This is a genomic window from Devosia sp. MDV22-iso42 (genome assembly GCF_058629155.1).
Window position 1 is genome coordinate 28,568 of the sequence record NZ_JBZVWR010000006.1, and the last position, 21,198, is coordinate 49,765.

Consider the following 21,198-nt stretch of genomic DNA (forward strand, 5'->3'; position numbering starts at 1 on the left):
TGCCGAGAAAGACGCGTTCATGCTCTCCGAAATTCAAATCCTTGAGAAGATCTATGCCGGCTTCATCGGCAAGGCGATCGGCGTGCGCCTCGGCGCCCCCGTCGAGCCGACCATCTGGAGCTATGAGCGCATCCAGAAGACCTATGGCGAGGTGACGCAGTACCTGCGCGATTTCAAGAACTTTGCCGCCGATGACGACACCAACGGGCCGGTCTATTTCATCCGTGCGTTGCGCGATTACGGGCTGGACGCGGGTGCCGAGGATGTGGGCAAGACCTGGCTCAACTACGCGGCCGAAGAGCATGGCATGTATTGGTGGGGCGGCTTTGGCGTCTCGACCGAGCACACGGCCTATCGCAACCTGCGCGCCGGCATTGCCGCGCCGCAGTCGGGTTCGATTGCCCAGAACGGCACGACCGTGGCCGAGCAGATCGGCGGGCAGATATTCATCGACAGCTGGGGCTGGGTCAATCCGGGCAATCCGCAGCGCGCTGCCGACATGTCGGCCATGGCCGCAAGCGTCGCCCACGATGGTGACGGCCTCAACGGTGCGCGCTTCTGCGCCGCAGCGATTGCTACCGCCTTTGAGGCGCAGAGCATCGACGAGATCATCGAGACAGCAATGGGCACCATCGACCCGGCCTCGACCTATGCTCGGGTCTGCCGGGCGGTGATCGACTTCCACAAGACCAATCCGGCGGACTGGCGGGCCTGTCGCGACATGCTGACCGCCGATTGGGGCTATGACCGCTATCCGGGCGTCTGCCACATCATTCCCAATGCCGGGGTAACCATCATGGCCATCCTCTATGGCCAGGGCGACCTGCCGCGGACGGCCGAGATCGCCACCATGGCCGGCTGGGATACCGACTGCAATGCGGGCAATGCTGCCGCTATCGTCGCGACTTTTCAGGGCCTGCAGGCGGGCTGGGACAAGTATCGCAAGCCGATCAACGATTTCCTGGTGGCCTCCGGCGTTGTCGGGACCATCAACATCGTTGACATCCCCAGCTTTGCCCGCGAGCTGACCGTACTGGCGCTGCGGCTGGCCGGACGTGACGTGCCCCAGCTGTGGCAGGAGGATTTCACCCGGCGTGGATTGCGCTTCGATTTCGACCTGCCGGGCTCGACGCATGGCTTCCGCACCGAGGGCTTCAACCAGATCTCGCTGCGTCATTCCGCTGAACGCCATGTGGAGGGCTCGCGCGGGTCGCTGGAAATCCAGCTCGACCGGCTGGAGCGCGGGCAGGGTGGACGGGTGTTCTGGAAGCCGTTCTACCGCCGCAGCGATTTCGACGACGAGCGGTATCGGCCCATGTTTACCCCGGTGGTGGATGCCGGCCAGACGGTGCGCTTCAAGCTCTGGCTCGATCCATGGAATGGCGATGGCAACCTGCGCGTCGTTCCCTATGTGCGGCGGACGATGAGCGGCGCGATCGAGGAAACCGGCGCCTGGGACGTGCCGTCGGCGAGCGGCTGGCAGGACTACAGCTTCGTCGTGCCGGAGGGTGTCGAGGCGGTGGACGAGATCGGCATTTCGATCGAATATTTCGGCCGGCTGAAATTCCTCGGGCGCCTGTTCCTGGCCGATTTCGTGGTCGAGGGCGCGGGTCATACCGTGATCGAGCCGCAGACAGAAACGCAGGAATGGGGCGCCATTACCCGGTTCACCTATAATCGCGGGCATTGGACCAAGAGCTTTGGCCGCATTCAGGGCCATACGGCCGGCGATGCCGATATGTGGACCGGGCATTATTACGCCAGGAATGTAACCGTGACGGCCGATATCCAGCGCCTATCGGGCATTTCACAGCTGGTGACGGCCCGGGTGCAGGGCACCGGCCGCTTCTATGCCGCCGGTTTCGAGGGGGACGAGGTGGTCATCCTCAAGGAGGATTTCGGCAGCACCGTACTGGCCCGGGCGCCGTTCAAGCCGGAAACCGGCCGGAGCTATGATTTTGCCTTCACGGTGACCGGCGACAGGCTGAGCTTTGCCATCGACGGCAAGGACCTGCTCACCGCCAGCGACGCGGCCTACGCCCATGGCATGGCCGGCATCCGCCTCGCTTCTGCGGGACGCATGAGCGTGGGGCGTATCGAAATCGTCGAAACGGCTTAGGCCGCCAGGGAGACCAGCATGTCGGAAATCGAACTGACCCATGTCGGCAAGCGCTATGGCGCGGTGACCGTGCTCAACGACATCTCGCTGCAGATGGGCGATGGCGAATTCGTCGTGCTAGTGGGCCCCTCGGGCTGCGGCAAGTCGACCCTGCTGCGCATGATAGCCGGGCTCGAGGACATCACCGCCGGCCAGATCACCATTGGCGGCAAGGTCGTCAACAACATGCCGGCCAAGGAGCGGGACATCGCCATGGTGTTCCAGAGCTATGCGCTCTATCCGCATATGAAAGTGGCCGACAATATGAGTTTCTCGCTGCGGCTGGCGGGCACCTCCAAGGCCGAAATCAAGCGGCGGGTCGCCGCGGCGGCGGATATACTGGGGCTGGAGGACCTGCTCGACCGGCTGCCTCGCGAGCTCTCGGGTGGGCAGCGCCAGCGCGTCGCGATGGGTCGGGCGATCGTGCGGAACCCGCGGGCCTTCCTGTTCGACGAGCCGCTGAGCAACCTGGATGCCAAGCTCCGGGTCAAGATGCGCGGCGAGATCAAGCGGCTGCACCAGCGGCTGGGCAAGACCATGATCTATGTGACGCATGACCAGACCGAGGCGATGACCATGGCCGACAAGATCGTCGTGCTCAATGGCGGCCGCATCGAGCAGGCGGGCGCCCCACTCGAACTCTACAACAATCCGGCCAATCTGTTTGTCGCCGGCTTCATCGGCTCGCCCGAGATGAACCTGTTCGATGCGCGCTATCAAGGCGGCACCGACGTGCTGGTGAAAGGTGGGCAGGCCATGCCGCTGGGGACCAGTCTCGACGTGGCGGCGGGCACCGAGATCGTTTATGGCGTGCGGCCGCAGCACATCACGCTGGGGCAAGCCGGCGTGCCGGCCACAGTACTGGTGGTGGAGCCGACGGGCGACGCGCAGGAGGTTCTGGCGCGGATTGGGGACGAGGATATTTCCGTGGTGGTGCGCGATCATGCGCCGCTGCGCCCCGACCAGACGATCCATCTGGTGATCGACCCGGCCAAGCTCTTCGTGTTCGACAAGGCGACCGGGCTGCGGCTGCGATGACCCACGCCCGCAAATCTTTCGATCCGGCCGCGACCGGCCCGCTCGATGGCATCCGCGTGCTCGATCTGTCACGTCTGGTGGCCGGCAATATGCTCAGCCTGCAGCTGGCTGATTTCGGTGCCGATGTGATCAAGATCGAGCCGCCCGAAGGCGATCCACTGCGCGACTGGAAGGATGACGGGCATTCCCTGTTCTGGAAAACCTATGGCCGGAACAAGCGCTCGGTGGCGCTGAACCTGCGGCAGGCGGCGGCAATGGCTGCCCTGTGGACGCTGATCGACACCGCCGATGTGTTCATCGAGAACTATCGTCCGGGCACCCTGGAGGCGATGGGACTGGCGCCCGCAACCTTGCTCGAACGCAATCCGGACCTGATCGTGGTGCGGATTTCCGGCTTCGGCCAGACGGGCCCCTATGCGCAGTTTCCCGGGTTTGGCACTATCGTCGAGGCGATGAGCGGCTTTGCCGATCGCACGGGGTTTGCTGATCGCGAGCCGGTGCTGCCGCCGCTGGCGCTTGCCGACATGATTGCGGGTATCTATGGCGCCTCCGCCACGACGATGGCGCTGTTCGCGCGCCAGACGGGCAGGGCGCGGGGACAGGTGATCGACCTGTCGCTGCTGGAGCCGATGTTTTCGGTACTGGGGCCGGAAGCGTCCATCCACGCCATCACGGGCAAGGTCAAGCAGCGTGTCGGCAGTGCCTCCAATACCGCTTCGCCGCGCAATGTCTACAAGTGCGCCGATGGCAAGTTCCTGGCGCTGTCGGGTTCAACCCCGGCGGTGGCGCGCCGCATCTTCGAGACCATCGGACGCCCGGACATGAACGCGGATCCGCGCTTTGCCACCAATTCAGACCGGGTGAAGCACCGGACCCTGGTCGATGACGCGGTGGGTGCCTGGTTCGCCAGGCACGACAGCGCCGAAGCTCTGGAAACCATGCGCCAATCCGGCGCCACCGTGGGGCCAATCTTCAACATTGCCGATGCCATGGGTGATCCGCATTTCGAGGCGCGCGAAATCATTGTCGAGGTGGAGGACGAGACCTTCGGCACCGTGCCGATGCACAATATCGTGCCACGCCTTTCCGCCACGCCCGGCATATGGCGGCGGCCGGCGCCCGAGCTTGGCCAGCACAATGACGAAGTGCTGCTGGCCGTCGGAATCGACCCGCAATCGGTCCGGAGCGAGGCATGATACGTTCTCTCCTCTACGTTCCGGCCCATTCCGAGCGTTTCGTTGCCAAGGCGCATGAGCGCGGGGCGGACGCCATCATCCTTGATCTCGAAGACTCGGTACCCGAGGAGGCCAAGGATGAGGCGCGCCTCGGCCTTGCCGAAGCGGTCAACCGGGTGCGCCGGGGCGGCGCGACAGTGATGGTCCGCATCAATAGCAGCGAACGGCAACGCGAGGACGCGCTTGCCGCCTGCCGAGCCGGTGCCGACATGCTCTATGTCCCCAAGGTCCGGAGCGCCTCCGAGCTCGGTGCGCTCGCGTCTGTGCTGGACGCGGCAGAGGCCGCCGCGAGCAGGGGGGCAATGGGACTTGTCGCCTTGATCGAGGACCCGGCCTCCGTGCTGAACGCCGGTGCCATAGCTACGGCACCGCGCCTTGTCGGGCTCTCCCTGGGCGGGGAAGACCTGGCGCTGGCGCTTGGGGCGGAGCCTCGTCCCGACGTGCTGCACCTGCCAAAGCTGCTGGTGCACTATGCGGCAAAGGCCGCAGGCCTGCTCTCGTTTGGCCTGCTGCGCAGCGCGGCCGACTATTCTGACCTGGCCGGCATCACGGCCGCCGCCCGCGAGGCCAGGGCGCATGGCTTTGATGGCGCCACCTGCGTTCATCCTTCCGTGGTGCCGCTGCTCAATGCCGGTTTTGCACCCAGCGCGGATGAGCTGGCCTGGGCCGAGCGCGTGCTGGCCCGCGCCGCTGTCGGCGACGGGGCGTTTCAGCTGGATGGTAAGATGATCGACGCCCCCATCATTGCCCGAGCGCGGGCCCTGCTGTCGCGGACCTGAGGGCGGCACCTACAGCATACTGATCGTCGGCGATCAGACCAGCGGCAGGGGCCCGTGGGCGCGAGCCGTCAGGGCAGACCTTCGCCCGTGCCCGGCCTGAGGCGAGTCTCGACCCCGTTCCGCCCTTTGGGTATAGTCGGTCGAATCCACAACGCCGCCGCCGCATCAGTGCTAAGCTTGGCCGGTTGTATGCCGTTGTGCGGCGCATGACCCCAATATTGTCATCGCTTTGCAGTCACACTTGTGGCCGCATCTCGACTGAACCTGAGAGGAGGTGACATGCTGTGTCTCATCTCCCGCACCGCTGACATCAAGACCAGCATGCCCCCGACGTCCAAAGACAAACCCAGTAGAGCAGACAACATGGCCGACATTGAACTCGTTATCCCCGACCTGGCCGGCAAGGCCGTGCTGATCACCGGTGCATCCACCGGGATTGGTGCCGCGCTGGCCAGGGCCTTTGCAGCGCAGGGCGCCAAGGTGGGCCTGCACTACAATTCCAGCGTCGATGCTGCGGCCGAGCTTGCCGCGAAAATTACCCGGGATGGTGGCACCGTCGAACTGGTCAGGGCCGATGCCAACAATGCTGCGGAGATGCGCCGCGCGGTCGAGGACACCGTTGCTGCCTTTGGCCGCCTCGATGGGCTGATCAACAATGCCGGCGGCATGGTGGCCAGAGTGCCCTATGCCGAGATGACCGACGCGCATTATGATGCCGTGATGGATCTCAATGCCCGCTCGGTCCTCGCCGCCAGCGCCGCGGCCATCCCGCATCTCAAGGCCGCCGGCGGCGGCTTCATCATCAACACGACCTCGATCGCGGCCCGCAATGGCGCGAGCAATGGCGCGGGGATATACGGCTCGTCGAAGGCCTTCGTCGCCAATGTCACGCGCGGCATGGCCAAAGAGCTCATCGCTTTCGGCATTCGCGTCAATGCTGTTTCGCCCGGGGTGATCACTACGCCGTTCCACGAACGCTATTCGACGCCGGCGCAGATGGATGCGGCGCTGGCCACTATCCCGCAGGGACGCCATGGCCGCCCCGAAGAGTGCGTCGGCGCCTACCTGTTCCTGGCGTCAAACGCCCTGTCGAGCTACATCATTGGCCAGGAGATCCAGGTCAATGGCGGCCAGCTGATGCCCTGAAACCGTCTTTCAAAGGAATACTAATGAGCAAGCGCATCGTCTTTACCGGCGGCAGCGGCAAGGCCGGACGCCACGCTGTTGCCCATCTGCGCGCCCAGGGGCACGCCGTCCTCAATCTTGACCTCCGTCCCTTGGAATTGGACGGGGTCAATACCCTGATCACCGACCTCACCGATAGCGGGCAGGTCTTCAATGCGCTGTCGATGCATTTCGACTTTGACGGCTTCAACACGGGCAAGGGTCCCGCGCCGGTCGATGCCGTGGTGCATTTTGCGGCGATTCCTCGGGTTCTGCTGCAGCCCGACAATGAGACCTTCAAGGCCAATGTCGTCTCCACCTACAATGTCATTGAGGCCGCGACCAAGCTGGGTATCAACAAGATCGTCATCGCCTCGAGCGAGACGACCTATGGCGTCTGCTTCGCCGAGGGCGACCGGGACTATCATTCCTTCCCGCTCGAGGAAGACTACGACATCGATCCGATGGACAGCTATGGCCTGTCCAAACTGGTCAACGAGAAAACGGCCCGCGCCTTTGCCATGCGTACGGGCGCCGATATCTATGCGCTGCGCATCGGCAATGTCGTCTCGCCCGAAGACTATGCGCGCTTCCCCGCTTTCCTGGCCGATCCGCCGTCGCGCAAGCGCAATGCCTGGAGCTATATCGACGCGCGCGACCTCGGTCAGATCGTCGATCTCTGCGTCGCCAGGGACGGGCTGGGATTCCAGGTGTTCAACGCGGTCAATGACGAGATCACGGCCAACGAGCCGACCGAGGCCTTCCTGCAGAAATGGGCGCCCAATTCGCCCCTGACACGGCCGATGGGTGATCGCGAAGCCCCGCTGTCAAACCGCAAGATCCGTGAAATCCTGGGGTTTAGACAGCAGCACAGCTGGCGTCGCTATGTGCCTCAAGCCTGATTGAATAATTGCCGGCGGGCAGAGGACCCGCCGGCGAACCGGACGGCTTTGGTTTTCTGAGGAGGAAACGAAAATTCTAAGCGTAGAAATCACAGGTGCACGCCAGGCACTGGTATCGGAACAGCCGGAGCCGCAGGCCGCGGGCGATGTCGTCAAGATCGAGGTGCTGGTGGCGCCGATGTGTACCGAGTGGCAGTCCTGGCGCGCCGGCAAGCCGGGCGGCGAACTCGGGCATGAAGCCGTCGGCGTGGTGGTGGATGCTGCCGCCTCGACCCGGCTCAAGGTCGGCGACCGCGTCATCGCCATGCCGCATTGGGGCTGCGGCCAGTGCCCCGCCTGTCTCGCGGGTGAACATATCCACTGCACCGATCAGCGCAACCTGCTGGCCGAGACCGGCTCGCGATGCGGTCTGGGCGGCTATGCGCAATACCTGATCAAGCCGGACTATCTGCTTTATCCCGTCCCCGACGATATCGGCAACGATCACGCGGCCATGGCGCTGTGTGCCCTGGGCCCCAGCTTTACCGCCATGGAACGCATGCAGCTGTCGGCTGCCGATAGCATCGTGGTTTCGGGCTGTGGCGCCGTCGGGCTGGGCGCCATCGTCAATGCCCGCACTATTGGCGCCCGCGTCATCGCGCTCGAACTGAACCCGTTCCGGGCCGACCTCGCCCGCGCGCTCGGGGCCGAGCATGTGCTTGATCCCCGTGCGCCCGATCTGATCGAGCAGGTCCGGGCCCTGACCGGCGGTTATGGCGCCAATGCCGCCATCGAGACGAGCAATAATGAAGCGGCGCCCCCGGTGGTGCTGGAACTGGTGGGCGCACGCGGCCGGCTCGCCTTTGTGACATGGAGCGGGGCGCTGCCGGTCAACCGGATTACCGGCAAGGGTGTTGATATTTTCGGCTGCTGGCACTGGAACCACGAAGAGGGGGGTGAGCGGATGATGCAGCGGGTGCGCGATGCCCGCCCGCTGCTCGACAGGCTGACAACGCATCGCTTTGCCCTGGCCGATGTCAACGAGGCCTTCGCGCTGCAGGAAACCGGCCAGTGCGGCAAGGTCCTGCTTTATCCCGGCCAGCCCGACAAGGAAGATCGCGCATGACAATTCGACTTGGCGGCTACGGCATCGACTATAGCGGCGACCCCGAGGCCTATGCCCGGGCGCATGTCGCCTTTGGCTACAACGCGGCCTATATGCCCAATATCAGCATCGATAACCGCGACGAGATCGCTGCCATCACCAAGGCCATGGCCGATGCGGACGTGGTCATTGCCGAGGGTGGTGCCTGGAAGAACCTGATTGCCCATGACCCTGGGCAGCGCCAGGCCAATCTCGACTATGCCGTGCATCAGCTGGCGCTGGCCGATGAACTGGGCGCCCGGGCCTGCGTCGCCTTTCACGGCACCGTGGGGCATGCAGGCGACCCCTGGCAGTTGAGCGACAATTACGATTACGGCCCGCATCCGGACAATCAGAGTGAGGCGGGGTTCCAGCGCGCGGTGGAGACGGCCCGCTACGTCATCGACGCAGTCAAGCCGAAGCGCGCCAAGTTCTCGCTGGAAATGGTGCCCTGGCTGGTGACCGATACGGCCGAGAACTATCTCAAGCTGCTCAAGGCCATCGATCGCCCGCAATTCGGCGCCCATGTCGATGCGGTCAACATGGTGATCACCCCGCGCCTCTATTTCAATACCGGGCGCATGATCCGCGAGGCGTTTGCGCTGCTCGGACCCTGGATTGTCTCCTGTCACGCCAAGGATATCGTCATGCAGGGCGGGCCCGGGACGATCTCCTTCCACTTCGATGAAGTGCCGCCGGGCGAGGGCAATCTCGACTATGGCGCCTACCTTGCCGAGATTGAAAAACTGGGGCGCGACGTGCCCTTGATGCTCGAGCACTTCGGCGTGCCCGAATACCGGCGTGGCCTCGCCCATATCAAGGCCGTTGCAGTCGCGGCAGCCTAGCCGCATCCATCATTTCCTTCCGATTTCGAGGTTTCCAATGGCTATGACTGTTCTTTTCATCGGCGGCACCGGTCAGATTTCCTATCCCTGTGTCGAAGATGCCGTCTCGCAGGGGCATGATGTGAGCGTCTATAACCGCGGCAAGCGGCTGGACGCGCTGCCCAAGGGCGTAACCTCGATCACCGGCGAACTGGCCGGCCCGGAATATGCCGATCTGGCCAAGGCGAAATACGACGTAGTCTGCCAGTTCATCGCCTTCACGCCCGATCAGGTCGCGCGCGATGTCGATCTATTTTCCGGCCATTGCGGCCAGTACATCTTCATCTCGTCCGCCTCGGTCTACCAGAAGCCGGCCCGCCATTACGTGATCACCGAAGAAACACCTGCGATCAACCCCTACTGGCCCTATAGCCAGGCCAAGATCGCCTGCGAAGAGCTGCTGACCGGTTCGGAAGGCCTGCCCTGGACCATCGTGCGGCCCAGCCACACGGTGCGGACCGGCCTGCCCATCATGATCGGCGACAGCGACGTCATGGCGCGCCGCATGCTTGAGGGCGAGCCCACCATCGTGGCCGGCGACGGCAATACGCCCTGGACCCTGACCCGGTCGGTGGATTTTGCGGTGCCCTTCGTCCGGCTGTTCGGCAAGCCGGCCGCGCTCAATGATACGTTCCACATCACCAATGACCGTGCCCATATCTGGGACGACATCCAGAAGGCCATTGCCCGGCTGCTCGGGGTCGAGGCCAAGATCGTGCATGTGCCCACCGATACCCTGGTCCGCTACAATCCCGACTGGGTGGGCCCGCTGCTGGGCGACAAGGCCTGGACAGCGATCTTTGACAATTCCAAGGTCAAGCGCGTGGTTGGTGACTTCACCTGCGCCGAAGATCTCGACACCATCCTGGCCGAGCCCATGGTCCACCTCAAGCAGCGTCTGGCAGCCAACCGCCCGCCCAGGGGCGACTTTGACGCGCTGGTCGACCGCATCTGTGCGGAGCAGGCGGCCCTGGGCTAGGACGACGATGATAGACCGCCCTATTCCCGAGCATTTGCCGATCGCGGTTCGGCCGGGCGGCACTTTGCGTATCGGAGCCAGCAATAAATCTGGAAGGCCCGCCCGAACGGGCGGTGCAGGGTGCTTGGAAAGACAGTAAAAACCGCACGCCCCTACGGGGCCAAAACATGATCAGCATTCCTGAGAGCTGGCGCGCCAAGCGCTGCGTCGGCCAGACCCAGCAGGAGCTCCAGGGCTTCAGTGACCGAACTCTCCGCAATATCGGCCACGGCCACCTGGATATTGCCAGCATCGGCCGGCATGGCGTGCCCAATCGGCAGGGTCGCTGAGAGACTGCGAATATTGCTTTCATAGGTCATTTTATTATCACGTGGATTGGCTCGGGAGGGGTAATGTGAGCGACTTCATAAGTCCCACTGGTCTGGGGGACGCGGACACACTCGATGTCATTGCCAGGATTTACGATGCCGCCGTGACGCCGGAATCCTGGTCCGGCGCGCTGGACCATTGCCGGGAGTTCGTCGGCGGGGCTTCCGCCGCGCTGTTCGCCAAGAGCGTCACCGGCAATCGCCGCCAACTCTATTTCATCGATGGCCGCATTGATCCGGTGCAGACCGAAATCTATTTCAGCCATCTGGCGCCGCTCGATCCGAGCAACACGGTGCAGGTCTATGCCGAGGTCGGCGAAGGCGTCATCAACAGCCAGAAGATCGATCAGCGCTATTTTACCCAAAGCCGCTTCGCCAGAGAATGGGCCACCCCACAGGGCATGGTCGATATCGGCTTTGCGAGCCTGGAACGGCACGGCGACTGGGCCTCGCTGTTCGGGGTCTTTCGCCACGAACGGGATGGGCTGGGGCACCGACACCGTTTCAACCCATGCCCTGATGCGTGCCGGCGTGATCCTTCTCAAGCATTGGGGACTGCTGGATCGCATTACCGCTGCCGGCACGCCGCCGGTGCGCCGCACGCAATTTCTCTACGGCAGTCAGGAAGTCGTCGTGCCGATCAAGCCCGTCGGCGGCATCAACGCACTCTACGCGCCGCGCCGTACGGTGCTCGATGCCATCCTGGTGCAGGCGGCCGCCCAAGCCGGTGCCGAACTGCGCTATCACTGTGCGCTGCAGGATCTGACCCATGACCGCCATGGGCGCGTCACGGGCGCGGTGCTGCGCAGCGGCGACGGGCTGGAGACGGCATCGGCCGGGCTGGTGATCGGCGCCGATGGCCGCCGCTCGAAAGTCGCCCGCCTTGTCGGATCGAGCGTCCGGCATGCCGGCAGCCATGCCACGGCCACCCTCTATGCCTATGTGGAGGGCATGGCCGATCGTGGCTATCGCCGGCATTACGGGCAGGGCGCTGCCGGTGCGCCATTCCCACCAATGGTGGCCTGCAGGTGGTCTTTGCCGGGCTGAGGCCCGAGCACCTGCGCGCCTGCCGGGGCAACCTGGCGCAGGGGCTGGTCGGCGGGCTGCAGTCCGCCGGTTCACCCCTGGCGGGCGAACTAGCGGCGTTGGGCCTGGCGTCACGGCCGGTGGGCTTTGCCGGTCTCCCCGGCCATCTGCGCGAGGCGACCGGACCGGGATGGGCGCTCGTCGGCGATGCCGGCTATTTCAAGGATCCGATAGCCGCGCATGGCCTGACCGATGCCTTCCGCGACGCGGCTTTGCTGGCCGACGCGATCCGCGCTGGCATGGCAACGGCGATGCGGCTCTATGAATCGACCCGCGACGCGCTGTCCCTGCCATTCCTGCTAGCCACCGATGCGCTGGCGAGCCTCGACTGGACCCTGGAGGAGGCGCAGGCGCTACATGGCCGCATTCAGGCGGCGATGCGTGCGGAGGTCCTGCTGGTGTCCGGCATGGTGCCGGACAAGGCTGAAGCAGGCGCGGCCGTGCCCGCGCTGCTTCGCTGACACCACTGCGTCCGGGCCGGTCAGTCCGGGCACAGCATCATGGCTTGGGCAGTGCAGTGGCCAGCACTTCCTCGGCCGAGGTCCAGTCGGTCTTGCCATAGCGGGCATTGTCGAGCGGCGTAAGCTTGCCGCGGCCGCTGAACATGTCACGCATATATTGCATGCCCTGCCAGGCGGGGAAGGCATCGTCGCTCTTGGGCGTGAGGGCGCGGACCAGCGCGATGACCACGCCGAACAGGCCCACGCCGCCCGGACGGAGCGGGGTATAGCGCTGCCCGGTCAACCGGGTCATGCTGGCGGCGAGCTGCCGCGTGCTAAGCGATGAGCCGGCAATGCGGGAAAACCGTGGTGCGTCCGGATCAAGTGCCACGTCGGCGGCAAAATCGGCGACGTCGTCCTTGGTGGTGAAGTCGAGCGGCTGGTCGACATTGCCCCAGCAGAGCACGCGGCGCTGCCGGTGCATGACGATGGGCGCCTGGCCAGTGAGCAGGTCGGCGAACATGCCGTTGAGCAGCGATTGGGACCGAATGGGCGCCGCGTCGATCCGGGCCTGGAAGTCCCGGCGCAGGTCCATGTTGCGGTTGTCGCCCGGGCGCGTCCTGGTGAAATCGAGCGAGAAATCGGACGGCATGAAGCGCGGCACACCGGCGGCAACGGCTGCGTCCAGCAGCCGGGTCTGCAGGCCAATCATGGTGGGCTCAAGCCCGTTGAGCACGGAGACGACGATACTGGCGCCGTCACAGGCCCGGGCCAGCGCGGCGGCGTCGTCGAAATCGACCGTGACTGGCGTCGCCCCGGTAGCCCGAACCATGGCCAGCTTGGCTTCGGAGCTGCCGGGGCGCAGCAATGCCCGCACGGTCGCGCCGCGCGCGGTCAATGCCGTGGCGATACGGCTGCCCAGGTCGCCGGTGGCGCCTGCCAGGACGACGATTTGTCCGGTCCCATTGATCACGGTGATAATTCCTCTGCCATTAACTGAACGACATCGTTCAGTTGCAATCCGGCAGGCAGTAGCCTAAGCCTGCGGCCCATGCAAGGCGAAAGCAATACCAGGCGAAAGGCGCCCGTCCAGGCCAGGGGACGCGGCGGCCGACCCAGTGCGGCGCAGGCCGGCGACGTGGATCGCCGCCTGCTCGATGCCGCCCAGAGGCTGTTCCTGGTTCAGGGATTCGACCTGACCAATTGCGAGCAGGTCGCTGCGGCAGCAGGGGCGGGAAAGGCCAGCCTTTATGCCCGTTATGCCAACAAGCAGGAATTGTTTGCCGCCGTGGTCCGGCGCAATGTCTACACCTTGGTGTCGCATGACGCTGGTCCACCGCCAATGGATCTCGGGGTCCATGAGAGACTGCGCCTTGCCGGCAATCTCATCCTCGAGCATGCCTTGCGCGAGCCGGTCGTGGCGTTGATGCGGGTGGTGATCAGCACCGCCTCCCGGTTTCCCGAGCTGGCTGGAATGACCGATTCCATCGGCCGCGAGCGGGGCATGCAGATCGCCGCCGCTGCCCTTGCGGGCCCTCAGGCGGGCAGGCCCGAAGCCCTGGCGCGCGCCATGCCGGCGGCTGCCAAATTCATCGACATGGCCTTCGTGCCGCTGCAGATGCGCGCCCTGCTGGGCGCTGATCTGGCCACGCTCCTGGCCGAGGCACCCCAGGCCATTGACGATGCCGTGGCGCTGCTGTCCGCTGGCGGCTGGCTCGCGGACTGGCGCTAGTCTTCCTCGTCGTCCTCGACGTCGGTGAGATAGACCGAGACCTCAATGTCGATGCCGAAGCCGGCAATGGCGGCGACGACATGGGCGGGCAGGCGGGTCGACATGGCCTCGCCGTGCTCGGGATAGTCAAAGGCCAGGTCGAGCACGGCCTTGCCAATGCGGCGATCGTCCAGCATGGCGGCGATGGCGGGGCCGGAGCGTTCGGCCAGCTCGAGCAGCGCGCGTACCGGATTGGCCACCGGCACGTCGACCTGGGCGTAGAAGCTGCCCTCGGCGTCTTCGGGCTCGAAGCGGCTGGTCAACTGCTTGAGGGCGCCGTCAAGCTCGAGCTGCAGCTTGTCGCTGTCGGTCAGCGGGCTCAGCACACCTGCCTGCGGCAGCGGCCGCAGCGTCACGCCCGACAGGCGCAGGGCAATGGCAAAGGGCGCGAACTGGCTCATCAGGAACGTCCGGCAGTGGCCGCGAACAGAGCGATGGCGGCGGCGTTGGAAACATTGAGCGACTTGATCGGGCCGGGCATGTCGAGCTTGACCACCTCGTCGCAGAGCTCGCGGGTGCGCTGGCGCAGGCCCTTACCCTCGGCGCCCATGACGATGGCCATGGGCTGGCTGTCGGTGCGCGGCTTGAGCTGCAGTTCTGATTCTGAATCAAAGCCCAGCACCAACATGCCGCGGCTCTTGAGCTTTTCGAGCGCGTCGCCCAGGTTGCGCACCTCGATCATCGGCACCAGGTCGAGTGCGCCGGAGGCCGATTTTGCCATCACGCCGGTTTCGCGCGGCGAGTGACGGGCCGTGGTGATCACGGCGTCGGCGCCAAAGGCGCAGGCGGTGCGCAGAATGGCGCCCACATTATGCGGGTCGGTGATGTGATCGAGCACCACGACCAGCTGCAGCGGGTGGATGTCATCGAGTCCGAAGCGGGTGACGGGATCGACTTCGAGCGCGGCACCCTGATGCACGGCGTCGTAGCCGAGCAGCCGGTCGAGCTCCTTGGGCGTGGTTTCCTTTACCGGAACCTTGCCGATCTCCCCGGATTCCCTGAGGCGGTTCAGCGCATTGGGCGTCGCCAGCAGCACCTTCTTGATGCGGTTGGGATTGTCCAATGCGGCGCGCACGGTGTGCATGCCGTAAAGATAGACCGGGCCCTCATCGGGATTGTAGCGTGCCTTGGGCGGAAATTTGTTGAAGCTCATGAGCTTTGCCTAGCGCCTTTGCGCGATGCCAGCAAGCGGCTCGCCCGCGCTGTGGTGGCGGGAGGCAGCAATTGGCCATTCTGAGGGAAGGGCGGTTGGTGGAGGGGACTGGATTCGAACCAGTGTACGCTAAGCGGTCAGATTTACAGTCTGATGGATTTAACCACTCTCCCACCCCTCCACTACAACGTCGCTTGGGTAGGATGACGCTGTGCCGAGGCACGTCGTCGGGGCGGTTTATGGTGGTCTGTGACAGGAGTGTCAACTCCCCATCGGCAAAGCGTGGCAAAAAACCGGTGGGCGTCTAAATGCTTAGCGCCGATGCGGGCGGCGCCGGCCGGCCGGGCGCAGCGATCAGGCCCCGGCCCGGGCCCAGTTCTGCCGGATAAACTGCACGGATTCGGCGAAGAGGGTGGGGTAATCGGGAAAGAGCGGGCGCCAGACGCGGGTGGCGGCCGCCAGTTCGGGCAGACCGGCGCCGAAGGCCTCCAGCGTCACCCAGCCGTCAAAGCCGGTGGCGCGCACGGCCGAAAACACGGCGGCAAAGTCGATCTGGCCGCGGCCGGGAATGCCACGATCGTTTTCCGAGACATGCAGCACACCCAGATGCGGGCCGAGCGTGGCAATGGCCCGGGTCTGGCTCTGTTCCTCGATATGGGCGTGGAAGGTGTCGTACATGATGCGCAGGGCAGGGTGGTCGACCAGGTCGAGATAGGCGCGGGCCTGGGCCATGGTGTTGAGAAAATAGGTCTCGAAGCGATTGAGCGGCTCGAGGCTGAGATAGATGCCGTTGGCGGCTGCCCGCGTGGCCAAAGCGTGATGCGCCTCGGCGCCGCGGCGCCATTCCTCCAGCGTCGGGCCCGCGCCGGTAAAATGGCCGATCGGCGCATGAATGGGGCCGCCGACGCTTTCCGAGCCAAGGGCAATGGCACAGTCGAGGGCCCAGTCGAGATGGGCGCGGCCGGCGGCCCGCTCGTCGGGGTCGGCGCTGACCGGGTTGGCGTGCATCGAGGGGATCACCGAGGTGGAGGTGCGGCGCAGGCCAATGCGATCCAACTCGCGGCCGAGCCAGCCATAGTGCTCTGGCCCGCCGCGGAGCACGGGCACCTCGACGCCGTCATAGCCAAGATCCTTGAGCTGGCGCAACTGATCGAGATGGTCGGCCTCGATGAAGCCGCTGATGCACAACAGGTTGATACCAAGCAGCACGGGGTGCTCCGTTATTTCCCAATAGTTCCGGCGTCGCTGTCGGGGCTTGCAGGCGCGCCACGGTCGGGCTAATGGCTTGTCATCGGTCCTCGACCGGGCGGGTATAGCTCAGTGGTAGAGCAGCAGCCTTCCAAGCTGAATATGCGGGTTCGATTCCCGCTACCCGCTCCAGCCTCTCCACTTCAGTAAAATGGCTGGAGACGCGGTTTCTGTCCCGCAGCGCATTTCGCTCATGGCGATTTCATCGTCTCTTTGCGACAAACTGCACCACAATCCATGACAGGCATGACTACCAGACGCCGAGGCCATGGGCAAATTTGACAACCTTGATCGTTGCATCAAACGTCGTGGCCGTAGCTCGGTTAGCCGCCAAGAGGGAAGTTTCCACTTGGCGGCATGATGTCACAGGTTAAGAAGTCGGCTGGCCTGGCGTAGTGCGGCAGCAGTGCGGTTAGAGCCGCGCATCAGTTGCGTGCGGGCAAAGCCGCGCGTCTCGGGCGCATGGCTGGACAGTTCGGTCGCCACCGACAGGGCCGGCAGGCTAGGCACCGGCAAGGCCGGGTCATGGGTGAAGCGCGGGCCGCGCGTATAGTTCAGCGGCACGAGGATGCGGGCCAGGCCCTGGATGGCCGCATTGGCGTCGGCCTCCGGCACTCTGCCGTCCGATATGCCCGCATAAAAGCCGTCGAGCGCCTTGCTCAAGGCCGAGAGGGCTGCCGTGACCGGCTCGAGCAGCCCGGCGTCCTCTGCCGCAGCCGTCCGGTATTTCTCAAGCGTCGCGGCAAATTCGGCCGTCGTTGCTCGCCAGTCGAAGGGCAGCACCTTGGCATTGGCGACGGCCATCACCGCGCCGAGATAGACCTTGATGTCGCGGATCAGAATATCGCGGTCGGCGATGTTCATCAGGTCGTTTTCGGTATGCCAGGCAATGTTGCCGCCGCAGCCGCCGACCGTGTAATAGTTCATCTGCTGGCGCTTCTCGACGGTCATGGTCGATGACAGCATGAAAAAGCTCGACAGCCCGATATTGTTGAATGAGTAGTCGCCGGCCCGCAGCGGGCGCTCGCCCTCGAAATGGAGGCCCGTCAGGTCCTGCACCACGCTCTTGCACAGGTCGGTGGCTTCGCTCATGCAGGCCACATTTTCATAGACGTCCGCCCAGCGGCAGCCAGGGCTGTCGCAATTGACCTGCGCCACGCAGTTTTCGTCGAGGTCGAGCGCGAAGGCATCGGCAAACCACGTCGAACCGGCATAGCGACCGGTCGAGTGCCCTGGCCACCAGGCAATCCGCACCGAGCGGCGCAGCTTGTCCTTGTTGTGCCAGAGCAGGCGGGCGATCTCCAGCAGGGCGGCATCGCCGGTTGCATTGTCGCCGACGCCCACGTCCCAGCTGTCGTAGTGGCCGGCCAGCAGCACGAACTTTTCCGGCTCGATTGCCCCGGTCACATTGACCACGGGAACCAGCGACTTGAACCAGCCCTCTTCGAGCCGCGTGCGAATAGTGGCGCTGCCGCCCGCCTTTGCCAGTGCGATCAGCTTGTGCCCGTCGACATTGTTGACCACCGCAACCGGGATGGCCGGCTTGCGCGGCAGGTCGTCGAGATCGGGCGTCCCCCAGATCGAGCTGCAGATACCCCAGTGGCGGTCGATGCCCGGATTCACCGCGATGACGCCGATGGCACCTTTTTCCTGAAACTCCAGCACCTTGTTGGGCGAGGCAAACCCGTCAGTCAAAACGATCTTGCCGCGGATGCGATCTGCAGCAGCCGCAGCCTCGTCGCGGTTCTTTTCATAGAAACTCGACACATTGGCCGACAGCGTGCCCGGAATATGGTGCAGCACCCCCGTCAGTCCCTCGGGGCAGGAGGTCGAATAGGCCGGCGGCTTGGATGCCAGCGTCTCGCCACCTGCCTCGACTGAAGCTTCATAGGGAATGGACAGATAGAGATTGGCTTCGAGCAGGTCGACGGGCACGCCCAGCGCCTTGAGGCGCAGTGCAATGTCATGGGCCGAGGCCTCGACATCCTCGGGCTTCCAGCGCGGCATGGTCGAAAAGGCCTCGACCAGCGGCCATGCAGCATCCGCATTGACCTGATCTACTACCTGCCTGATTGTCCTATCCAGCATGTCGTTCTCCATCTGTCGCTCCAGCGTTCAGATACAAGATGCCCTATAGATAATTGTACGACAATCCGGATTGTCGTACAATTTATCTGGGCTTTGCATGGCGACCCGGTTAGTGTCTGCAAAAAGCTCTTGCGCCGGCGCATGCGGTCATGGTGTCGGTGGGCCAGTTTTCACTCTAGACGGGCGGGACCGATGGACGACTTGCGCACACTCTTTCAGGCCGACGCGGAAAGCCTTTCTGCCGGGCAGGGTGGAGAGACTTTGCAGGCTCCCCAGCTGGTCCGCGAGCGGGTGTTTGTCTCGGTGCGCAACGCTATTGTTGATGGCCGCCTAGCGCCCGGCACGCGGTTAACCGAGCGCGAGCTCTGCGAGGCCTTCGGTATTTCCCGGACCGTCGTGCGCGAGATCGCCAGGCGTCTGGAAGCCGAAAAGCTCGCCACTGTCATCCCCCATCGCGGCCTGTCGGTGGCGACCTTGACACGCAAGCATGTCGAAGAAATCTACGAAATTCGTACCGAGCTGGAAGCCATCGCTGTCCGTAGCTTCCTCAAGGCGGCCACCGATGCCCAGATTGCCCAGGCCCAGGATTTTGGCGCGCAGCTGCTCGAGGCCGGGCAGCATGGTGACAAGGTCCGGCTGGTCGAGACCATGGCGCGCTTCAACCATTTCATGAGTGAAGTGGCGGACAATCAGGTCGTTACCGAAATTCTTGATCAGCTGAGCACCCGCATCAACAGGCTGCGCGTCATGGCGATGGCTGAGCCCGGCCAACTCGAGACGGGCATGGAGGGCGTACGCGCCATCATAGCCGGGATCACGGCACGCGATTTGAAAGCAGCCGAAAACGCTGTCCGCGTCTATGTCCGCCGCTCCGGCGAGGCTGTCTTGCGGCATATGGACGAGGGCGAGTGATCTGCTCCCGCCAACTCTTATTTCCCCTGAAAGGCCAATGATGACTCCTTCTTCATCTGCCCTGCCGGCGCTGGCGCCGGATGCGACCCCGCTCTGCGATCCCGTCACCGTGGAAATCATTCGCGGTGCGATTATGGCCACGCAGCGGGAGATGGAGGCCCTGATCGAGCGCACCGCCATCTCGGCCTTCATTCGCGAGAAGAAGGATTTCTACACCGCACTGTTTGATGAGCGCGGGGTCATGGCGGTCGGCTCGATGGTGCCGATTTTCGGCGACCTGACGACGCCGGTATTCGAGAAATTCCCGCGCGAGAGCATGCGCCCCGGCGATCTCTATTGGTACAATGACTGCTATGGTTCCAAGGGGGCGGTGACGCATTCCAATGACCAGGTGTTACTGGCCCCGGTCTTTCATGGCGACCGGCTCTGTGCCTTCGTGATGAGCTGGGCCCACTTTGCCGATATTGGCGGCCTGCATCCGGGCTCGATCAGCCCCGATGCGACCTCGATCTACCAGGAAGGCATCATCATCCCCCCCACCAAGCTCATCGATGCGGGCGTGGTCAACGAGATGGCCCTGGCCATCTTCCATCGCAATTCGCGCTTTCCCGCCCAGAGCGAAGGCGACATGTCCGCGCTTATGGCTGCCGTGCATCTGGGCGCGACGCGCGTTGGCGAGATCGTGGCGCGCCATGGCGCTGACCGTGTCGCCGACGCCTTGGCGCAACTGCTCGAGCGGACCCGCAGCCTGGTTCGCCGACGTCTGGCCGAAACCTTCGATTACGGTACCTACAAGTTTGCCGACCAGATCGACAGCGACGGGCACGGCAACGGCCCCTTTGCGCTGCGCTTTGCCATCACGCGTGAAAAGGGCCAGAACGGCGAGGACCGCTTCATCTTCGACGCCACCGAAAGCGATGACCAGGCGCCCGGGCCGGTCAACCTGATCATGAACAAGGGTGTGCCCGGCATGGCGCTGGGACTGTATTTTCTCGGTGGCGACCCGTCTCAGGTCGTCAATGCCGGCGGACCGCTGGCCATTGACGAGGTCCGCCTGCGCCCCGGCTCGATCGTCCAGCCGAACTTTCCTGCGCCGCTGGGCATGCGCGGCCTGACCATGATGCGCATGCTGGCGGTGCTCAATGGCCTGGTCAATCGCGGCAAGGGCGGCGCCCCGGCAGCCCATTCGGCCTATGTCGTCACCATCATGCGGGGCACCTTCGGCAAGGAAACCGGTGAGGCCAAGCCGTTCCTGCTCGCCGACGGTATCGGTGTCGGTTATGGAGCACGCGACTTTGCCGACGGCATCGACGCGGTCTACTTTGTCGCCCAGGAGAACTATCCGGTCGAGTTCCTCGAAGCGGGCTATCCGATCCGCCTGCGCCAATATGGCGTGGTGCCCGATTCAGGCGGTCCGGGCCGCTGGCGCGGTGGCACCGGCATTATCCGCGAATATGAAATCCTCGCCGACGAGGCCCTCCTGGCCATCCGCATCGACGGCGTCAAGAACCCGCCCTGGGGCTATGCCGGCGGCATGTCGGGCGGGGGCGGCCATATCGTGGTCAATCCCGGAACGGCCGATGAACGGGTGATCGCGCCGCTGTCGGACGGCACGGCACTCAAGAAGGGCGACATCCTGCGGATTCGCACCGGCGGCGGCGGCGGCATGGGTCACCCCTATGAGCGTCCGGCCGAAAGCGTGCTGGAAGATGTCGCCGGTGGCTTTGTCACCGCAGCGGCCGCCGAAAAATTCTACGGTGTGGTCATCCGCGCTGGTGCCGTCGATGTGGCAGCGACCGATCGGCTGCGCAGCAATCCGCCACCCGTCAAAGCCTTCCACCGCAACACCTATGTCGATGAGCTCGTGTAA

21 protein-coding genes and 2 tRNA genes are annotated in these 21,198 nt (G+C 64.4%); 15 read left to right on the plus strand and 8 right to left on the minus strand.

The window, feature by feature from the left end; genetic code table 11:
* Positions 1–19: 19 nt before the first annotated feature.
* The 9 genes from AC4NN3_RS01810 (at position 20) to AC4NN3_RS01850 (ending at position 10,262) form a co-directional block, all read left to right on the plus strand.
* Positions 20–2,119 carry an ADP-ribosylglycohydrolase family protein gene (locus tag AC4NN3_RS01810; RefSeq protein WP_491925438.1) on the plus strand — a complete coding sequence of 700 codons (2,100 nt, stop codon included), beginning with the start codon at positions 20–22 and terminating at the stop codon, positions 2,117–2,119.
* Between the two features lie 18 nt (positions 2,120–2,137).
* A complete protein-coding gene (locus AC4NN3_RS01815) occupies positions 2,138–3,196 on the plus strand; it encodes an ABC transporter ATP-binding protein (protein ID WP_491925439.1) in 1,059 nt (352 codons plus the stop codon).
* Complete coding sequence (locus AC4NN3_RS01820) at positions 3,193–4,392, plus strand: CaiB/BaiF CoA transferase family protein (RefSeq protein WP_491925440.1); 1,200 nt, start codon at positions 3,193–3,195, stop codon at positions 4,390–4,392. The genes AC4NN3_RS01815 and AC4NN3_RS01820 overlap by 4 nt, the downstream gene beginning before the upstream one ends.
* The gene (locus tag AC4NN3_RS01825) at positions 4,389–5,210 is read left to right on the plus strand and encodes an HpcH/HpaI aldolase/citrate lyase family protein (RefSeq protein ID WP_491925441.1); all 822 of its coding nucleotides are present in this window, start codon (positions 4,389–4,391) and stop codon (positions 5,208–5,210) included. Before AC4NN3_RS01820 ends, AC4NN3_RS01825 begins: the two co-directional genes overlap by 4 nt.
* Before the next feature lie 363 nt (positions 5,211–5,573).
* Positions 5,574–6,356 (plus strand): SDR family NAD(P)-dependent oxidoreductase, encoded by a 783-nt coding sequence (locus tag AC4NN3_RS01830; RefSeq protein ID WP_491925442.1) that lies wholly within the window; start codon positions 5,574–5,576, stop codon positions 6,354–6,356.
* Positions 6,357–6,379: 23 nt separating this feature from the next.
* Positions 6,380–7,276, plus strand: coding sequence for an NAD-dependent epimerase/dehydratase family protein (locus tag AC4NN3_RS01835; protein WP_491925443.1), 897 nt, complete (start codon positions 6,380–6,382; stop codon positions 7,274–7,276).
* A gap of 178 nt (positions 7,277–7,454) precedes the next feature.
* Positions 7,455–8,381, plus strand: coding sequence for a zinc-dependent alcohol dehydrogenase (locus AC4NN3_RS01840; protein WP_491925444.1), 927 nt, complete (start codon positions 7,455–7,457; stop codon positions 8,379–8,381).
* Positions 8,378–9,244, plus strand: coding sequence for a sugar phosphate isomerase/epimerase family protein (locus tag AC4NN3_RS01845; protein ID WP_491925445.1), 867 nt, complete (start codon positions 8,378–8,380; stop codon positions 9,242–9,244). The genes AC4NN3_RS01840 and AC4NN3_RS01845 overlap by 4 nt, the downstream gene beginning before the upstream one ends.
* A 37-nt stretch (positions 9,245–9,281) precedes the next feature.
* On the plus strand, positions 9,282–10,262 hold the full coding sequence (locus tag AC4NN3_RS01850) for an SDR family oxidoreductase (protein WP_491925446.1): 981 nt from the start codon (positions 9,282–9,284) through the stop codon (positions 10,260–10,262).
* A 152-nt stretch (positions 10,263–10,414) separates the two neighbouring features.
* On the opposite strand, the gene AC4NN3_RS01855 is transcribed toward AC4NN3_RS01850, so the two are convergent.
* Both AC4NN3_RS01855 and AC4NN3_RS01860 read right to left on the minus strand, forming a co-directional pair.
* On the minus strand, positions 10,415–10,621 hold the full coding sequence (locus tag AC4NN3_RS01855; protein WP_491925447.1) for a hypothetical protein: 207 nt from the start codon (positions 10,619–10,621) through the stop codon (positions 10,415–10,417).
* Complete coding sequence (locus AC4NN3_RS01860) at positions 10,618–11,124, minus strand: hypothetical protein (RefSeq protein ID WP_491925448.1); 507 nt, start codon at positions 11,122–11,124, stop codon at positions 10,618–10,620. Before AC4NN3_RS01860 ends, AC4NN3_RS01855 begins: the two co-directional genes overlap by 4 nt.
* On the opposite strand from AC4NN3_RS01860, the gene AC4NN3_RS01865 reads away from it, so the two are divergent.
* Together AC4NN3_RS01865 and AC4NN3_RS01870 are read left to right on the plus strand one after the other, a co-directional pair.
* A complete protein-coding gene (locus tag AC4NN3_RS01865) occupies positions 11,111–11,677 on the plus strand; it encodes an NAD(P)/FAD-dependent oxidoreductase (RefSeq protein ID WP_491925449.1) in 567 nt (188 codons plus the stop codon). The two genes, AC4NN3_RS01860 and AC4NN3_RS01865, sit on opposite strands and share 14 nt — an antisense overlap.
* A complete protein-coding gene (locus AC4NN3_RS01870; protein ID WP_491925450.1) occupies positions 11,659–12,177 on the plus strand; it encodes a hypothetical protein in 519 nt (172 codons plus the stop codon). The genes AC4NN3_RS01865 and AC4NN3_RS01870 overlap by 19 nt, the downstream gene beginning before the upstream one ends.
* Positions 12,178–12,214: 37 nt before the next feature.
* On the opposite strand, the gene AC4NN3_RS01875 is transcribed toward AC4NN3_RS01870, so the two are convergent.
* The gene (locus AC4NN3_RS01875; RefSeq protein WP_491925451.1) at positions 12,215–13,129 is read right to left on the minus strand and encodes an NmrA family NAD(P)-binding protein; all 915 of its coding nucleotides are present in this window, start codon (positions 13,127–13,129) and stop codon (positions 12,215–12,217) included.
* Positions 13,130–13,294: 165 nt separating this feature from the next.
* On the opposite strand from AC4NN3_RS01875, the gene AC4NN3_RS01880 reads away from it, so the two are divergent.
* On the plus strand, positions 13,295–13,888 hold the full coding sequence (locus AC4NN3_RS01880; RefSeq protein WP_491925452.1) for a TetR/AcrR family transcriptional regulator: 594 nt from the start codon (positions 13,295–13,297) through the stop codon (positions 13,886–13,888).
* On the opposite strand, the gene AC4NN3_RS01885 is transcribed toward AC4NN3_RS01880, so the two are convergent.
* The 4 genes from AC4NN3_RS01885 to AC4NN3_RS01900 form a co-directional block, all read right to left on the minus strand.
* Positions 13,885–14,328: a hypothetical protein gene (locus AC4NN3_RS01885; RefSeq protein ID WP_491925453.1), complete on the minus strand. Its 444-nt coding sequence runs from the start codon at positions 14,326–14,328 to the stop codon at positions 13,885–13,887. The genes AC4NN3_RS01880 and AC4NN3_RS01885 overlap by 4 nt on opposite strands.
* Complete coding sequence (rlmB, locus tag AC4NN3_RS01890) at positions 14,328–15,080, minus strand: 23S rRNA (guanosine(2251)-2'-O)-methyltransferase RlmB (RefSeq protein ID WP_491925454.1); 753 nt, start codon at positions 15,078–15,080, stop codon at positions 14,328–14,330. Before rlmB ends, AC4NN3_RS01885 begins: the two co-directional genes overlap by 1 nt.
* A gap of 96 nt (positions 15,081–15,176) precedes the next feature.
* Positions 15,177–15,261 (minus strand) — tRNA-Tyr (locus tag AC4NN3_RS01895).
* A 173-nt stretch (positions 15,262–15,434) separates the two neighbouring features.
* Positions 15,435–16,289, minus strand: a complete 855-nt coding sequence (locus AC4NN3_RS01900; RefSeq protein ID WP_491925455.1) for a sugar phosphate isomerase/epimerase family protein — start codon at positions 16,287–16,289, stop codon at positions 15,435–15,437.
* Positions 16,290–16,386: 97 nt separating this feature from the next.
* On the opposite strand from AC4NN3_RS01900, the gene AC4NN3_RS01905 reads away from it, so the two are divergent.
* A tRNA-Gly gene (locus tag AC4NN3_RS01905) sits at positions 16,387–16,460 on the plus strand.
* Positions 16,461–16,691: 231 nt separating this feature from the next.
* Here the strand turns inward: AC4NN3_RS01905 and AC4NN3_RS01910 are convergent.
* On the minus strand, positions 16,692–18,416 hold the full coding sequence (locus tag AC4NN3_RS01910) for a M28 family peptidase (protein ID WP_491925456.1): 1,725 nt from the start codon (positions 18,414–18,416) through the stop codon (positions 16,692–16,694).
* A gap of 192 nt (positions 18,417–18,608) precedes the next feature.
* Here AC4NN3_RS01910 and AC4NN3_RS01915 point away from each other — a divergent pair, with 192 nt between their 5' ends.
* Both AC4NN3_RS01915 and AC4NN3_RS01920 read left to right on the plus strand, forming a co-directional pair.
* A complete protein-coding gene (locus AC4NN3_RS01915) occupies positions 18,609–19,328 on the plus strand; it encodes a GntR family transcriptional regulator (RefSeq protein ID WP_491925457.1) in 720 nt (239 codons plus the stop codon).
* A gap of 37 nt (positions 19,329–19,365) precedes the next feature.
* Positions 19,366–21,198 (plus strand): hydantoinase B/oxoprolinase family protein, encoded by a 1,833-nt coding sequence (locus AC4NN3_RS01920; protein WP_491925458.1) that lies wholly within the window; start codon positions 19,366–19,368, stop codon positions 21,196–21,198.

Excerpts from the sequence above, each read along its gene's own strand:
- AC4NN3_RS01865 (WP_491925449.1), top strand. The coding sequence starts at position 11,111 with ATGGGCTGGGGCACCGACACCGTTTCAACCCATGCCCTGATGCGTGCC.
- AC4NN3_RS01840 (WP_491925444.1), top strand. The coding sequence starts at position 7,455 with ATGTGTACCGAGTGGCAGTCCTGGCGCGCCGGCAAGCCGGGCGGCGAA.
- AC4NN3_RS01910 (WP_491925456.1), bottom strand. The coding sequence starts at position 18,416 with ATGCTGGATAGGACAATCAGGCAGGTAGTAGATCAGGTCAATGCGGAT.
- AC4NN3_RS01815 (WP_491925439.1), top strand. The coding sequence starts at position 2,138 with ATGTCGGAAATCGAACTGACCCATGTCGGCAAGCGCTATGGCGCGGTG.
- AC4NN3_RS01920 (WP_491925458.1), top strand. The coding sequence starts at position 19,366 with ATGATGACTCCTTCTTCATCTGCCCTGCCGGCGCTGGCGCCGGATGCG.
- AC4NN3_RS01855 (WP_491925447.1), bottom strand. The coding sequence starts at position 10,621 with ATGACCTATGAAAGCAATATTCGCAGTCTCTCAGCGACCCTGCCGATT.
- AC4NN3_RS01885 (WP_491925453.1), bottom strand. The coding sequence starts at position 14,328 with ATGAGCCAGTTCGCGCCCTTTGCCATTGCCCTGCGCCTGTCGGGCGTG.
- AC4NN3_RS01835 (WP_491925443.1), top strand. The coding sequence starts at position 6,380 with ATGAGCAAGCGCATCGTCTTTACCGGCGGCAGCGGCAAGGCCGGACGC.
- AC4NN3_RS01915 (WP_491925457.1), top strand. The coding sequence starts at position 18,609 with ATGGACGACTTGCGCACACTCTTTCAGGCCGACGCGGAAAGCCTTTCT.
- AC4NN3_RS01845 (WP_491925445.1), top strand. The coding sequence starts at position 8,378 with ATGACAATTCGACTTGGCGGCTACGGCATCGACTATAGCGGCGACCCC.
- AC4NN3_RS01810 (WP_491925438.1), top strand. The coding sequence starts at position 20 with ATGCTCTCCGAAATTCAAATCCTTGAGAAGATCTATGCCGGCTTCATC.
- AC4NN3_RS01820 (WP_491925440.1), top strand. The coding sequence starts at position 3,193 with ATGACCCACGCCCGCAAATCTTTCGATCCGGCCGCGACCGGCCCGCTC.
- rlmB (WP_491925454.1), bottom strand. The coding sequence starts at position 15,080 with ATGAGCTTCAACAAATTTCCGCCCAAGGCACGCTACAATCCCGATGAG.
- AC4NN3_RS01850 (WP_491925446.1), top strand. The coding sequence starts at position 9,282 with ATGGCTATGACTGTTCTTTTCATCGGCGGCACCGGTCAGATTTCCTAT.
- AC4NN3_RS01825 (WP_491925441.1), top strand. The coding sequence starts at position 4,389 with ATGATACGTTCTCTCCTCTACGTTCCGGCCCATTCCGAGCGTTTCGTT.
- AC4NN3_RS01830 (WP_491925442.1), top strand. The coding sequence starts at position 5,574 with ATGGCCGACATTGAACTCGTTATCCCCGACCTGGCCGGCAAGGCCGTG.